At 70.6% G+C, this 13,073-nt stretch carries 11 protein-coding genes; 4 read left to right on the top strand and 7 right to left on the bottom strand.

Annotated elements, in window-relative coordinates; translation table 11 throughout:
• Positions 1-50: 50 nt before the first annotated feature.
• Complete coding sequence (locus tag AB0K08_RS10775) at positions 51-1,262, top strand: MFS transporter (RefSeq protein WP_363354234.1); 1,212 nt, start codon at positions 51-53, stop codon at positions 1,260-1,262.
• 138 nt (positions 1,263-1,400) lie between these two features.
• A complete protein-coding gene (locus AB0K08_RS10770; RefSeq protein ID WP_363354232.1) occupies positions 1,401-1,670 on the top strand; it encodes a GlsB/YeaQ/YmgE family stress response membrane protein in 270 nt (89 codons plus the stop codon).
• A 37-nt stretch (positions 1,671-1,707) separates the two neighbouring features.
• Here the strand turns inward: AB0K08_RS10770 and AB0K08_RS10765 are convergent, their stop codons facing one another.
• The 4 genes from AB0K08_RS10765 to infC form a co-directional block, all read right to left on the bottom strand.
• A complete protein-coding gene (locus AB0K08_RS10765) occupies positions 1,708-2,673 on the bottom strand; it encodes an RNA methyltransferase (protein ID WP_363354230.1) in 966 nt (321 codons plus the stop codon).
• Positions 2,674-2,728: 55 nt separating this feature from the next.
• A complete protein-coding gene (gene rplT, locus AB0K08_RS10760; protein WP_363354228.1) occupies positions 2,729-3,115 on the bottom strand; it encodes a 50S ribosomal protein L20 in 387 nt (128 codons plus the stop codon).
• A gap of 91 nt (positions 3,116-3,206) precedes the next feature.
• The gene (gene rpmI, locus AB0K08_RS10755; RefSeq protein WP_363354226.1) at positions 3,207-3,401 is read right to left on the bottom strand and encodes a 50S ribosomal protein L35; all 195 of its coding nucleotides are present in this window, start codon (positions 3,399-3,401) and stop codon (positions 3,207-3,209) included.
• A gap of 125 nt (positions 3,402-3,526) precedes the next feature.
• A complete protein-coding gene (infC, locus tag AB0K08_RS10750) occupies positions 3,527-4,543 on the bottom strand; it encodes a translation initiation factor IF-3 (protein ID WP_363354309.1) in 1,017 nt (338 codons plus the stop codon).
• A gap of 342 nt (positions 4,544-4,885) precedes the next feature.
• Here infC and AB0K08_RS10745 point away from each other — a divergent pair, with 342 nt between their 5' ends.
• A complete protein-coding gene (locus AB0K08_RS10745; RefSeq protein WP_363354224.1) occupies positions 4,886-5,257 on the top strand; it encodes a DUF1844 domain-containing protein in 372 nt (123 codons plus the stop codon).
• A gap of 52 nt (positions 5,258-5,309) precedes the next feature.
• Here AB0K08_RS10745 and AB0K08_RS10740 read toward each other — a convergent pair whose 3' ends face one another.
• Positions 5,310-5,750 carry a hypothetical protein gene (locus AB0K08_RS10740; protein WP_363354222.1) on the bottom strand — a complete coding sequence of 147 codons (441 nt, stop codon included), beginning with the start codon at positions 5,748-5,750 and terminating at the stop codon, positions 5,310-5,312.
• A 329-nt stretch (positions 5,751-6,079) separates the two neighbouring features.
• On the opposite strand from AB0K08_RS10740, the gene AB0K08_RS10735 reads away from it, so the two are divergent.
• Positions 6,080-6,328 (top strand): WhiB family transcriptional regulator, encoded by a 249-nt coding sequence (locus AB0K08_RS10735; protein ID WP_010144519.1) that lies wholly within the window; start codon positions 6,080-6,082, stop codon positions 6,326-6,328.
• Between the two features lie 98 nt (positions 6,329-6,426).
• Here AB0K08_RS10735 and AB0K08_RS10730 read toward each other — a convergent pair whose 3' ends face one another.
• Together AB0K08_RS10730 and AB0K08_RS10725 are read right to left on the bottom strand one after the other, a co-directional pair.
• Positions 6,427-8,007 carry a histidine kinase N-terminal domain-containing protein gene (locus AB0K08_RS10730; protein ID WP_363354219.1) on the bottom strand — a complete coding sequence of 527 codons (1,581 nt, stop codon included), beginning with the start codon at positions 8,005-8,007 and terminating at the stop codon, positions 6,427-6,429.
• 9 nt (positions 8,008-8,016) lie between these two features.
• Positions 8,017-12,924, bottom strand: a complete 4,908-nt coding sequence (locus AB0K08_RS10725) for an NAD-glutamate dehydrogenase (RefSeq protein ID WP_363354217.1) — start codon at positions 12,922-12,924, stop codon at positions 8,017-8,019.
• Positions 12,925-13,073 lie beyond the last annotated feature (149 nt).

Genomic DNA, 13,073 nt, shown 5'->3' with positions numbered 1-13,073 from the left:
GGCCCCGATCCTACCGAGCGTTCCCGGCTCCGTGACCGTAGTCTGGATCAGTGCCGCACACCGCTGACGATGCCTCCGCGCCCGCCCCCGCCTCTGCCGGCTCACCCCGGACCCGGCCGATGCTCCCGGGCATCCTGGCCCTGGCCCTGGGCGGGTTCGCCATCGGCACCACCGAGTTCGCCATCATGGGCCTGCTCCCCCAGGCGGTCGCCGAGCTGGATGTCGACCTGCCCGCCGGCGGCATCCTCATCTCCGCCTATGCGCTCGGCGTCGTGGTCGGGGCCCCTCTGCTGGCCGCCGGCATGGCGCGGATCGACCGGCGCACCTCCGCCCTGTGGCTGATGGGGCTGTTCGTGGTGGGCCACGTGGCCAGCCTGTTGGCACCGGACTTCAACACCATGCTCATCGCGCGGTTCCTCTCCGGCCTGCCGCACGGCGCCTACTTCTCGGCCGCCGCCCTCGCCGCCGCCCACCTGGCCGGCCCGGCCCGGCGGGGGCAGGCCATCGCCTGGGTCATGTCCGGGCTCTCGGTGGCCAACCTCATCGGCGTCCCCCTGGCCACGTGGCTCGGACAGAGCAACGGTTGGCGGTGGATGTTCATCCTCACCGGCCTCTTCGGCGCCGCCACCCTGGCCGCTGTGGCCCTGCTGGTCCCGTCGGTGCCCGCCCCGCGGGGCGCGTCGGTGCGCAGTGAGCTCACGGCCCTGAAGTCGCCCGCCCTGTGGGGGGCCATCCTGGTCGGCACCATCGGCTTCGCCGGCATGTTCGCCCTGTACACCTACATCGCGCCCGTCTTCACCGACGTGGGCGGCATGCCGCCCCGGCTGGTCCCCCTCCTGATGGGCCTCTACGGGGTCGGCATGGTGGTCGGCACGCTCGCCGGGGGCGCCCTGTCGGACCGCTCCGCGCGGCGCACCCTGCAGTGGATGCTCGGGATCGTCGCCGTCTCCCTGGCCTGCTTCAGCCTCACGGCGCAGTGGTGGATGGTCTCCCTGATCCCCCTGCTCGCAGCCGCCTCGGCCGCCTCCGCCCTCGTCCCCTCCCTGCAGGTCCTGCTCGTGGACGCCGCGCCGCAGGCGCCTCAGCTCTCCGGCGCGCTCAACCACTCGGCCCTCAACCTGGCCAACGCGATGGGCGCCTGGGTCGGCGCCGCCGTCATCCAGGCCGGGTTCGCCCTCCAGGTCCCGGCGGGCGCCGGAGCGGCGATGGCCGGACTCGGACTGGTGCTGTCCCTGGTCCTGTTGCGCCCCCGACGTCCCTGAATTCCCGCCCCGGCTTGCTAGGTTGTCGGGTGGCGGGACACGAACGCCGTCCACCACCCGTGGACGGTGGCCCGCTGCGGACGGAGACTATCCGTATCCGCCTCGCCACCAGAGGACGAACATGAAGGGGTAGACATCATGGGCTTCATCAGCTGGATCATCCTCGGACTCATCGCCGGCGCCATCGCCCGGCTCATCCTGCCCGGCAAGCAGGGCAGCGGCTGGCTCGGTGCCCTCATCACCGGGCTCCTCGGCGCCGTCCTCGGCGGCTGGATCGCCAGCCTGGTCGGCGTCGGCGCCATGGACGAATTCTGGAGCTTCGGCACCTGGATCTTCGCCATCATCGGCGGTGTCATCGTCGCGTTCATCTGGCAGGCCATCGCCGGCCGGATGGCCCGGAAGGACTGACTCCCGGGAACGCCGGGCCGGTGTATGAGGTCGGGTGTCAGGTCTCGGCGTGCTGGGCCATGGCCGAGGCATAGAGGCAGACCGTGGCCGCCGTGGCCACATTGAGTGACTCGGCCTTCCCGTACAGCGGCACGGCCACCCGCTCGGCGGCCAGCTCCAGCTCCGCCGGGGACAGGCCCTGGGCCTCATTGCCGAAAAGCCAGGCGGTGGGCCCGGACAACAGGCGCGACGGCGGCCGGTCCAGTCTCACGGTGCCGTAACCGTCCGCCGCGAGCACGGTCAGCCCATACCCCCGCAGCTCACCGGCGGCCTCGGCGGCGTCCGCCGCCGTCACCAGCGGGACGTGGAACAGTGACCCGGCCGTGGAGCGCACCACCTTGGGGTTGAACACGTCCACCGACCCGGAGGTGAGCACCACCGCGTCCGCCCCGGAGGCATCGGCGGCCCGCAGGATGGTGCCCGCATTGCCCGGGTCCTGCACCCGGCACAACACCGCCACGAGCCGCGGGGCCACCAGGCCGGCGTAGACGGAGCGGGCATCCGTCTCCGGGATGCGGCATACGGCGATGATGCCCTGCCCCGTGACGGCATCGGCCATGGCGTCCAGCACCTCGTCCGTGGCGTGCCGGACGGGCAGACCGCGGGCCGCCGCCTGCCGGACGAGGTCGGCGAGCCCGGGATCACGCTCGGCGACCCGCGGGGAGACGTAGACGGAATCGAGGACCCGCCCGGGGATCCACTGGGCCACCGCTGCGCCCGCGGCCGGCGGGCCCGGGACATCGGGAGCGGAGCCGAGGGCACCGGGGGCGGGGCCGGCGTCGGGCACCAGACCGGGACCCAGCAGCCCCAGGTGGGCCCGCAGCGCCTCCCGTGCGGATTGGGGCCCCTCGGCCAGGAAGAGCCCCTCCCTGACACGCGAAGAGCGCCCCGCCAGGCGTGCGACCTTCCGCACCCGGTCTGCCCGGGGGTTGGTCATCACGTCCTGTACGGGGCGCTCGTTCATGGTGTTCCGATGGCGGCGCGGCCTGTCCGGCAGCACCGTCAGTGGATGCGCGTGCTTACTTCGCGGCGGCCGGGGCGTTGACGTCCGCCGGCAAGCCCTCGCGGGCAGCCTTCACCAGGGCGGTGAATGCGGCGGCATCCGTCACGGCCAGCTCCGCCAGCATGCGGCGGTCGACCTCGATGCCGGCCAGCTTCAGGCCCTGCATGAAGCGGTTGTAGGTCATGCCGTTGGCGCGGGAGGCCGCGTTGATACGGGTGATCCACAGGCGGCGGAAGTCGCCCTTGCGCTTCTTGCGGTGCTGGTAGTTGTAGACGTACGAGTGCAGCAGCTGTTCCTTCGCCTTGCGGTAAAGGCGGGAACGCTGTCCGCGGTAACCTGCCGCGCGGTCGAGGACCACCCGGCGCTTCTTATGGGCGTTGACTGCCCGCTTCACACGTGCCACGTGCGTACTCCTTAGAATCGGTGCCGGCCGCGGGTTCTCTCTGGCCGCGGCGCCGGCGAGCTGTGTGCGGCCCTGGGGGCCACGGGGAATGTCAGATGCCCAGCATCCGCTTGATGGTCTTGACGCTGGACTTGGACACCAGCTGGTCGGAGGCCAGGCGGCGGGTCAGCGTGGAGGGCTTGTGCTCCAGGTAGTGGCGGCGGTTGGCCTGCTGGCGCATCAGCTTGCCCGAGCCGGTCACGCGGAAGCGCTTCTTGACTCCGCTGTGGGTCTTCATCTTCGGCATGGCTGCCGTTCTCCTTCATGTCGGCTGTCCCCCGCGGGGGCGGACAGTGCTAGGTGGACCTCGCTGGTGGGCGGGGCCGATCTGGTCCGCACCGGTGGTGGCCGGCGCGGAAGGGTGGTGCTGGCCTACTTGCCTCCGCCGGGCTTGGGACCCGGCTTCGGGGCCCCACCGGGCTTGGGCGCCGCTGCCGGCTTCGGCGCACCCGGCTTGGGTGCCCCGGCCGGCTTGGCAGCAGCAGGCTTCGGGGCTGCGGCCGGCTTGGCAGCAGCAGGCTTCGGGGCTGCGGCCGGCTTGGCAGCAGCAGGCTTCGGGGCTGCGGCCGGCTTGGCAGCAGCTGGCTGGGTGTCGGCAGCCGGCTTGGCGGCGGCCTTCGGGGCCGCGTCCTCGGGAGCTGCAGACTCGGCAGGCTGGGCCGCCGGGGCATCAGCCACCGGCGCCTGGTCCCGCTGTGCAGGAGAGGAGCCGCCGGACTGCGCCAGCTTCTTCAGCTCCTCGGGCATGGCGTCCGACATGGCGCTGGACAGCGGGGCCGACGACGTGTCATCGGCGACCTTGGCCTTGGCCTCGCGGGCTGCCACATCACGGCGGGATCCGACACGATCCGGCTTCGGCTCCTGATGCTTGCGGGCCTCGGCGCGAGCCTCGGCCTTGTTCTTCAGGGGTCCGATCACCATGACCATGTTGCGCCCGTCCTGGCGGGGGCTGGACTCGACCATGCCCACCTCCGCCACGTCCTCGGCGAACTTCTCGAGCAGCCGGATGCCCAGCTCGGGGCGCTGCTGCTCACGGCCGCGGAACTGGATCATGGCCTTGACCTTGTCCCCCGCGGTGAGGAACTTCCGGGCATGACCCGTCTTGGTCTCGTAGTCATGCTTGTCGATCTTCAGGCGGAAGCGGACTTCCTTGAGGATCGTGTTGGTCTGGTTCTTCCGCGCCTCGCGGGCCTTGACCGCGGCCTCGTACTTCCACTTGCCGAAGTCCATCAGCTTGCAGACCGGCGGCTTGGCCGTGGGGGCCACTTCAACGAGGTCCAGATCGGCCTCGGCAGCTAGACGTAACGCATCCTCGATGCGCACAATTCCCACCTGTTCGCCCTGGGGGCCGACCAGGCGTACCTCGGGCACGCGGATCCGTTCGTTGATTCTTGGCTCGCTGATCTTGCAACTCCTGTGTTCGGGATCTTCGGTTGCCGGGCCGCCTTCCCCGGGCGGCCCACCGCACCGGGCCCGGAGACGAGAAAGGCCTCCGTGCTCAATGCAGACGGAGGCCCGAACGGCGGAACAATCCGCCGATCCATCGATCAGCCGCCCCGGGGGGACGGCGTGACCGGTGACCCGGCAACTCGGCCCGCTCTTTCGAGGGACATGCTGCTGACGCGGGTGGGAGTCAGGCCTCCACTTGATGGCTGGCCCCGTCATCCATCTCACACTCGCCTGCGGCGGAAACGGGAACGGACCCAGCTGGTCTGTGACAAGCTTACCAGCATGAATGACGAACAACAGAATCCCTCCCCCACGGACGATCCCGTCAGCGACCGCGTCCGGGAGATCCACGAGGTCCCCGCCGTGGAACTCATCAACACGGCCGCCGTGCACCTCATGACCGCCTCGGCGGTCAAGGTCGGCCTGGCCGACCTGCCCAACGCCGAGGACCTCATCGACCTCGACGAGGCCCGCAAGCTCATCACGGCCCTGGCCGGTCTCGTCACCGCCGCCGCCCCGGAGATCGGCAGCCAGCACGCCGGCCCGTTGCGAGACGGCCTGCGCTCCCTGCAGCTCGCCTTCCGGGAGGCCTCGGCCTTCCCGGACGCCCCGGGCCAGGGACCGGGCGAGAAGTACACCGGCGCCGTGAACTGACGCCCCGCCCCACACCCGCTCGGCCCCGTCCTCGGACGGGGCCGAGTCGTTCTCAGCGTTGCACGTGCTCCACACCCGCCAGGTGTTCAGCGGCTTGGCGCGTGAACATCAACAGCAGGGCCGCAGCGGCCGGCAGCAGGAAGGCCAGGCCGAAGAGCACGTTGCCGGCCGTGAAGAAGCTGATGGACAGGATCACCGCGAACAGCTCGATCACCACCACGGCGGCACGGGTCCAGGCCCGCCCCGCCCAGAGGCCGAGCCCGGCGGCACCGATCCACACCCCGGCCAGGACGAACAGGACGACCAGGAAGATCTGGGCGCCCACGCCGAGGGCACCGGCACCGATGGCCAAGGCGGAGGCCGCGGCCGCGACCAGCACCGCGAGGGACTGCAGGAGCAGGAGCCCGGTCAGCGCCATCACGGCCGGCGGGCGGGATCTGCCCGGGCGAGGGCCTGGCGACCCGGCGGCAGCCTGAGGGGATGAGGTGGGCACGGAGGCAGACTTCCTGTAGCGCGGCTGGGACCCGGACGACCCTTGACAGTGGTCGCGACGGGCCGCCATAGTCTACGGGACGCACCCTCCTGGACGAACGGCGCCGTATGATAACCGCCACACTATGCGCTGGACCCCTTGTTTACTCACAGACAACATGAAAAACTATTTCACGAAGTTCCGCGGGGGGTCGTCGCAACGGCCCTTTTTTGTTGCCTACGGCCGAGTGCCGTCCGAGCCACCCCCGCTTCAGGACTACCGTCCGATGACCCGAGACAGGTTTGCCGGGGCAACTCGTGTGCCCGGCATAGAAGGAGTGAGCGATCAGCATGGATTGGCGTAGCCGGGCAGCGTGCCTGGACAAGGACCCGGAGCTTTTCTTCCCGGTGGGGAACACGGGTCCGGCCCTGCTCCAGATCGAGGAGGCCAAGGCCGTCTGCCGCACCTGTGAGGTGGTGGACACGTGCCTGCAGTGGGCGATCGAGTCCGGCCAGGACTCGGGCGTCTGGGGCGGCATGAGCGAGGACGAGCGCCGCGCCCTCAAGCGCCGCGCGGCCCGCGCCCGCCGCGCCTCCTGACCTAGCCACACCGCTGTCGGCCCCGGCAGCCGGCCCCTCAGGGCCGATGACAGGCCCCGACCCGCCACGGGTCGGGGCCTGATCCATGTCCGGGCCGGTCAGTACTCCGGGACGGGTGCGAGGATCACGACGTCGGTCCCCCCGTCCTGGCGCGCCGTCCAGTCGATGGTGCCGCGCAGGTCGCCGGTCACGAGGTTGCGGACGATGCGCAGGCCCAGCCCGGGGCTCTGCCCCGGTGCCGGCACGACGTCGGCCCGCCCAGCCCGGCCCGACGCCGAAGGGTCCGCCTCTGGCTCGGCCGCGCGGCCGGCGTCGTGCTCCGGACCGCGAGGCGCACCCGGCACCGTGCCGGTGTCCCACAGGCGCACCTCGAGCCGCTCCCCGGTGGGCGTGTGGGTGCGGCGTGCCACCAGGCCCACATGCCCGCCCTCCGTTCCGGTCCCGTGCTCCACGGCATTCATGGCGAGCTCGTTGATCACCAGTGCCAGCGGCGTGGCCAGGTCCGAGGGCAGCTCGCCGAACCCGCCCCCGAACTCGGTGCTGACCTCGCGGCCGTCCCCTGCCACCTCCACCGCCAGCCGGAACTGGCGGCCCAGCAGCTCGTCCATGTCCACGTGCTGATCGAGCCCGCGGGACAGCGTCTCGTGGACCAGCGCGATGGTGTCCACCCGGCGCATGGCCTGTTCCAGCCCCTTCTTGGCCTCCTCCGAATGCATGCGCCGCGACTGCATCCGCAGCAGGGAGCCCACGGTCTGCAGGTTGTTCTTCACCCGGTGGTGGATCTCCCGGATAGTGGCGTCCTTGCCGATCAGCTGTTGTTCGCGCCGGCGCAGCTCGGTGACATCGCGCAGCAGGACGAGCGCCCCGAAACGGCCCTCGTCATTGCGCAGGGGCACGGTGTGCAGGGTGAGGTTGACGGAGCGGACATCCAGCTCGGCCCGGGCCGCCGCCTTGCCCGTCAGCACCAGCGGCAGGGATTCGTCCACCGGCCGGCGCTCGTCCTGCAGGTCCGTGACGATCCTTGCCAGGGAGCGGCCCTCCAGGGATTCCGTCTCGCCGAGGCGGCGGAAGGCGGAGACCGCGTTCGGGGTGGCGAAGTCGACCGTCCCGTCCTGCTGCAGCCGCAGTACCCCGTCGCCCACCCGGGGCGCGCCCCGGGTGGAGCCTCCGGCCGGATCGTCGGGGGCGGGCCACTGCCCACGGGACAGCATGGTCAGCAGCTGGGTGGCGCTCTGACGGTAGACGAGTTCGAGCCGGGACGGGGTGCGCTGGCCGGCGAGGTTCTGGTGCACCGTGACCACGCCGATGGTCCTCCCGCCCCGGCGCACGGGCCAGACGGCCACCCTCATGGAGCTGTCCGGCCCGTGGACCGAGGGGGCTGTGGCGGCCGACTCGCCCGTGGACCAGGTCTGCGCCACCAGGGACTTCAGGTCCGTGCGGACCCGGCTGCCCACGATGTCGCGGTGCAGCGAGGTCTGGGCCGTGAAGGGCCGCGCCTGGGCCAGCGCCACGAAGCCCCGGCCGGTCGTCGGAGTCCCCTCGACCGGGTACCACAGCACGAGGTCGGCGAAGTCCAGGTCGGCGATCAGCTGCCATTCGCCGACCACCGCGCGCAGCCAGTCGACATCACCGTCCGCCAGATCGGGGTCGCCGTGGAGGGGGTCGGTGAACAAGGCCATGGGACAGTTCTACTGGGCCGTGACCGATCGCAGTTGGCGCAACGCCACGGACAGCGCCGCCAGATCCTCCGCATCCGACTCCCGCATCTCATCCAGGAAGCCCTGGGCGCGTTCCAGCCGGGCCGCGTTCTCCGACTCCCAGGCCGCCACGAGCTCCGCGCCGTCCGCCGGGGCGCCCTCCTCGCCCTCGTCGAGGACCGCCTTCGTGACGCTGACCAGCAGGGCGTAGAGGTCGTCCCGCAGGGCGGCCCGGGCCAGGGCCTTCCACCGCCCGCCGCGGGGCAGCTCGGTGATCTGGTTGAGCAGTCCCTCAGCGTCGAAACGCTCGTAGAGCCGGAAGTACACGTCCGCCACGTGCCGTGGTTCCTGGCCGGACTGCCGCGCCAGCCGGACGACGTCCAGCAGGCCGTAGGACTCGAACAGCACGGATCGCTGGCTGGCCAGGCCCTCGGGCAGCCCCGCCTCGAGGGAGAGGTTCCGCCAGTGGGTGTAGCGTTCCGCGTCCTGGCCGCGCATCAGCTCGGGCAGGATGACCACGAGGGACTGCAGGGGTTCGGCGTAGTACTCGACCACTGCCCCGATCCCCTCGCCGTCGGAGCGGTGATTGACGAGCCAGCGCACGGCACGGTCCAGCAGCCGCCGGGCATCGAGGTAGACCCGCGCCCTGAACTCGCCGTCCACGCTGGCGGGCAGGTCCCGGATCGAGGCGAAGTAGTCGCCGTAGCCGTAGATCTCCTTCATGGCCGAGTAGGCCGCGACCACCGTGGCCGCGTCGACGCCCGTCTCCTCCATGGCCCGGAAGACGAAGGTGGTGCCGCCCGTGTTGACCACGTCGTTGGCCACCAGCGTCGCGATGATCTCGCGCCGCAGGGGATGGTCCTGGATCTGCTCGGCGAACCGTTCCCGCAGGGCGGAGGGGAAGTAGCCGTCCAGGGTCCGGTTGTACCAGGGGTCGTCCGGCAGGGAGGTGGCCAGCAGCTGTTCGGTCAGGTTGGTCTTGGCGTAGGCCACGAGCACGGCCAGCTCCGGGGTGGCCAGCGTGTTCCCCTCCCGGAGTCGTTCGTCCAGTTCCGCGTCGTCCGGCAGGTACTCCAGGTCCCGGTCCAGGTCGGCGTGGTCCACGAGCCACCGGATGTGGCGCTCGAAGCTCGGCAGCCACTCGGCGACCTTCTGTGAGTCGTTCCGCAACAGGGTGTTCTGGTCGATGTTCGTGGTCAGCACCAGCTCGGCGACCTCTTCGGTCATGGATTCGAGCAGCCCGGCCCGCTCTGCCGCCTCGAGCTTCCCGGTGGCCACCAGCTGGTCGACCATGATCTTGATGTTGACCTCATGGTCCGAGCAGTCCACTCCCGCCGAGTTGTCGATGGCGTCGGTGTTGATCAGCACCCCGGACAGGTTGGCCTCGATCCGTCCCAGCTGGGTGAACCCGAGGTTGCCGCCCTCCCCCACCACGGTCGTGCGCAGGTCGCCGCCGTCGATGCGGATGGCGTTGTTGGCGCGGTCCCCCACCTCGGCATGGTCCTCAGCCGAACCCTTGACGTAGGTCCCGATACCGCCGTTGTAGAGCAGGTCCACGGGGGCCTTCAGGATGGCCTGCAGCAGGTCGTTGGGCGCCAGCTCGACCGTGGTCTCGGGCAGCTCGAGCAGGGTGCGGACCTCCGGGGTGATCGGGACCGACTTCGCCGTGCGCTTGTAAACCCCGCCGCCCTCGGAGATGAGCGAGTCGTCGTAGTCCGACCAGGAGGACCGCGGCAGCCCGAAGAGCCGTCGGCGCTCGGCGAAGGACACGGCCGGGTCCGGGTTCGGGTCCAGGAAGATGTGCAGGTGGTTGAAGGCAGCCACCAGCCGGATGTGCTCGGAGAGCAGCATGCCGTTGCCGAAGACGTCCCCGGACATGTCCCCGATCCCGACCACGTCGAAGTCCTCGGTCTGGGTGTCCCGGCCCAGGGAGGCGAAGTGGCTCTTCACCGATTCCCAGGCCCCCCGGGCGGTGATGCCCATCGCCTTGTGGTCATAGCCCACCGAGCCGCCGGAGGCGAAGGCATCACCCAGCCAGTGGTCGTACTCGGCGGAGATCTCGTTGGCGGTGTCCGAGAAGGCCGCAGTGCCCTTGTCCGCAGCCACCACCAGGTAGGCGTCCTCCCCGTCGTAGCGCACGATCCGGTCGCGGGTGGAGAACACCGTGCCCCCCGGGGTCCGGGCCTGCTGGTCGGTGATGTCCAGCAGGCCACGGATGAACGTCCGGTAGGCCTGCTTGCCGGCCTCGATCCACGCGCCGCGGTCCGCGGCGGGGTCCGGGAGGCGCTTGGCGAAGAAGCCCCCCTTGGCCCCTGAGGGCACGATGACGGCGTTCTTGACCTGCTGTGCCTTGACCAGTCCCAGGACCTCGGTGCGGAAGTCCTCCCGGCGGTCCGACCACCGCAGGCCGCCCCGGGCGATCGGGCCGAACCGCAGGTGTACGCCTTCGACCTCCGGGTCATAGACCCAGATCTCCCGTGCCGGGCGCGGCTGGGGGGCGAACGGGACCTCGCCCGTGGCGATCTTGAAGCTCAGCCGCCGGTGGCCTTGGAAGAAGTTCGTGCGCTGGGTGGCCCCCATGACCGTCAGGAAGCCGCGCAGGACGCGTTCGGAGTCCAGCGTGGCCACCGCGTCCAGCGCCTCCTCGGCCCGCTCACGGACCTGCTCCACGGCCTGGTGACGCGCCGCTCCGGCCGCCGGGCCGTCGTCGTCCGTGGCCTGCGGCGCGGTGGGATCGAAACGGGTGAAGAAGTACTCGACCAGGATCTTCGTCACCGACTCGTTGGCCAGCAGCGCGTCCGCCATGAACTCGAAGGAGTTCTGCATGCCCAACTGGCGCAGGTACTGCGCGTAGGCGCGGAGCATGCTCACGGTCCGGGCGTCCAGTCCGTGGAACAGGACGAGGCGGTCGAGGGTGTCGGACTCGGTGACTCCCGTGGTGGCGGCCACCACGGCGTCCTCCAACAGGCCCGCGGTGGACTGGTTCTCGGTGCCGAGGGGGTATCCGAGGGCGAAGTCGTAGAGGTAGAACTTGCGTCCGTCGGCGGGCTCCACCTCGAAGGGACGCTCGTCCAGCACGGACAGGCCGAGGTTCTGCAGCACCGGCAGCACCTCCGTGAGGGTCCGGGGGCGGTCCGAGTAGAACTTCATCCGCCCCACGCTCATGTCCGTCACGCGCTCCTCCGCGATCCTGGACCGTTCGTCCTGGTCCTCGGGGACCACATGCACCACGGGGGATCCGTCCTCGGGCATCCCGTTGAACCGGCCGATGTCCTCCAGGGCGTTGTCGATCTCGTAGGCGACGCGGTACGCGGGCGGGAAGGCCTCATCCCACAACAGGGCGGCGTCCACCCCCGAGTCGGCGCCGAACGCCTCCACGGCCTGTTCGTCCACCCCCTCCTTCCAGGAGCGGACGGCCCGGACGAGGCGGTTCTCGAGGTCCTTCGCGTCCACCGGTGCGCCTCGTTCCCGCTCCCGGGGCAGCCGGATGCGGAAGTAGAGCCGGGCGAGCACGGATTCCGTGAGCCGGACCTGGAAGTCGAGGGACTCCCCGCCCAGGGCCTCGAGCAGGACGTCCTGGATCCGGCCGCGGACATCCGTGTTGTAGCGGTCCCGGGGCAGGAATACGAGCGCGTTCATGAACCGGCCGTAGGTGTCCGGGCGCAGGAACAGCCGGGTCCGGCGGCGTTCCTGCAGCTGCAGGATCTGCCGGCACGTCTCCCACAGCTCCTCCACCCCCACCTGGAACAGCTCGTCACGCGGGTAGGTCTCGAGGATCTGCTGGAGCTCGGCCCCGGAGTGTGAGTCCCGGGGGAACCCGGACAGCTGCAGGACGGCGGCGGCCTTCTCCCGCACCAACGGGATGTCCTCGAGCGAGACGGAGTAGGCCTTGGGGTCCCAGAGGCCCACGAACCGGCGTTCACCGGTGACCCTGCCGTCGCGGCCATAGGTCTTGACCGCCACGTAGTCCATGTAGGCGGAGCGCTGCACCCGGGACCGGGAGTTCGCCTTGGTGATGATCAACGGGATGGGCCGCTCGATCTGGTTGCGTCCGGCGATGGAGAGCGGTGCCGGCGGCGTGGTGGGCCGGTGCCGCAGGATACCGAGTCCGGTGTCCTCCACCGGGACCAGCACCTGCCCGTTGTCACCACTGTGCAGCAGGTACTCCCGGTACCCGGTGAAGGTGAAGTGGCCGTCCTCCATCCAGTTCAGCAGCTCGCTGCTCTCCCGCACCCCCTGCACCATGTGCGGGGCGTCGTGGGCGAGGGTCCGCGCCGCGGTGAAGGCCGCCGAACGCATCCGGTCCGCGTCTGCGATCGCCGCGCGGACGTCCGCGAGGACCACGTGGAGTCCCTTCTCGAGGCGTTGTGCCTCCTCCTCGTCCATGGGCCCCACCGTCTGGATGCCGATCCAGGACTCGATGCCCGCCCGTTCTCCCTCGCTCGCCACCAGCGAGCCCAGGTCCGCGAGCGCCGCCGTGGTGTCACCGCTGGCGGTGGCCTGCTGGGTGGGGATGCGGTGCACCGCGGAGAGGTGGCCGGTGTCCTTGACACGGTGGGTGATGACGGTCGGGTGGGCCACCATGCGGATGGCGTGGCCCTGGCGGGTCAGCTCACTCGTCACCGAGTCCACGAGGTAGGACATGTCCTCGTGCACGATCTGCACCACCCCGTGGGGCCGGCTCGGGGTCACCGTGACCACGGCCTCCTCGCTGCCGCGGGCCTCGGCCATCGCCACGTGCCGGGCCACCAGCCTCCGGCGCGAGTCCGAGGACAGTTCGGCCAGGTCTGCGGCCGAGACGTGTTCGAAATAGGCGCTGGCCAGGTTCTCGAGATCGACCATGGCGTCCGGGGTGTCGGCGGCCTGCTGATCGGTCCACAAGGGGGTTGACGATGACATCTGGGGGTGTCCTCTTCCATCGCATGCAACGGCACCGGAGCCGCCCGGACGTACGCCGGAACGGCCCGTGTGAGTGGAGCGTCCTTGGTCCACTAGTGCGAGCCTAACGGCCCGCACGTCAAAGCGGGAATGCCGCGCCAGCGAACCGT

It is taken from the genome of Citricoccus sp. NPDC055426 (assembly GCF_040677445.1).
Taxonomy (GTDB): Bacteria; Actinomycetota; Actinomycetes; order Actinomycetales; family Micrococcaceae; genus Citricoccus.
The sequence above is the reverse complement of the archived record's forward strand: the minus strand, read 5'-3'. Positions and strand labels throughout refer to the sequence as shown.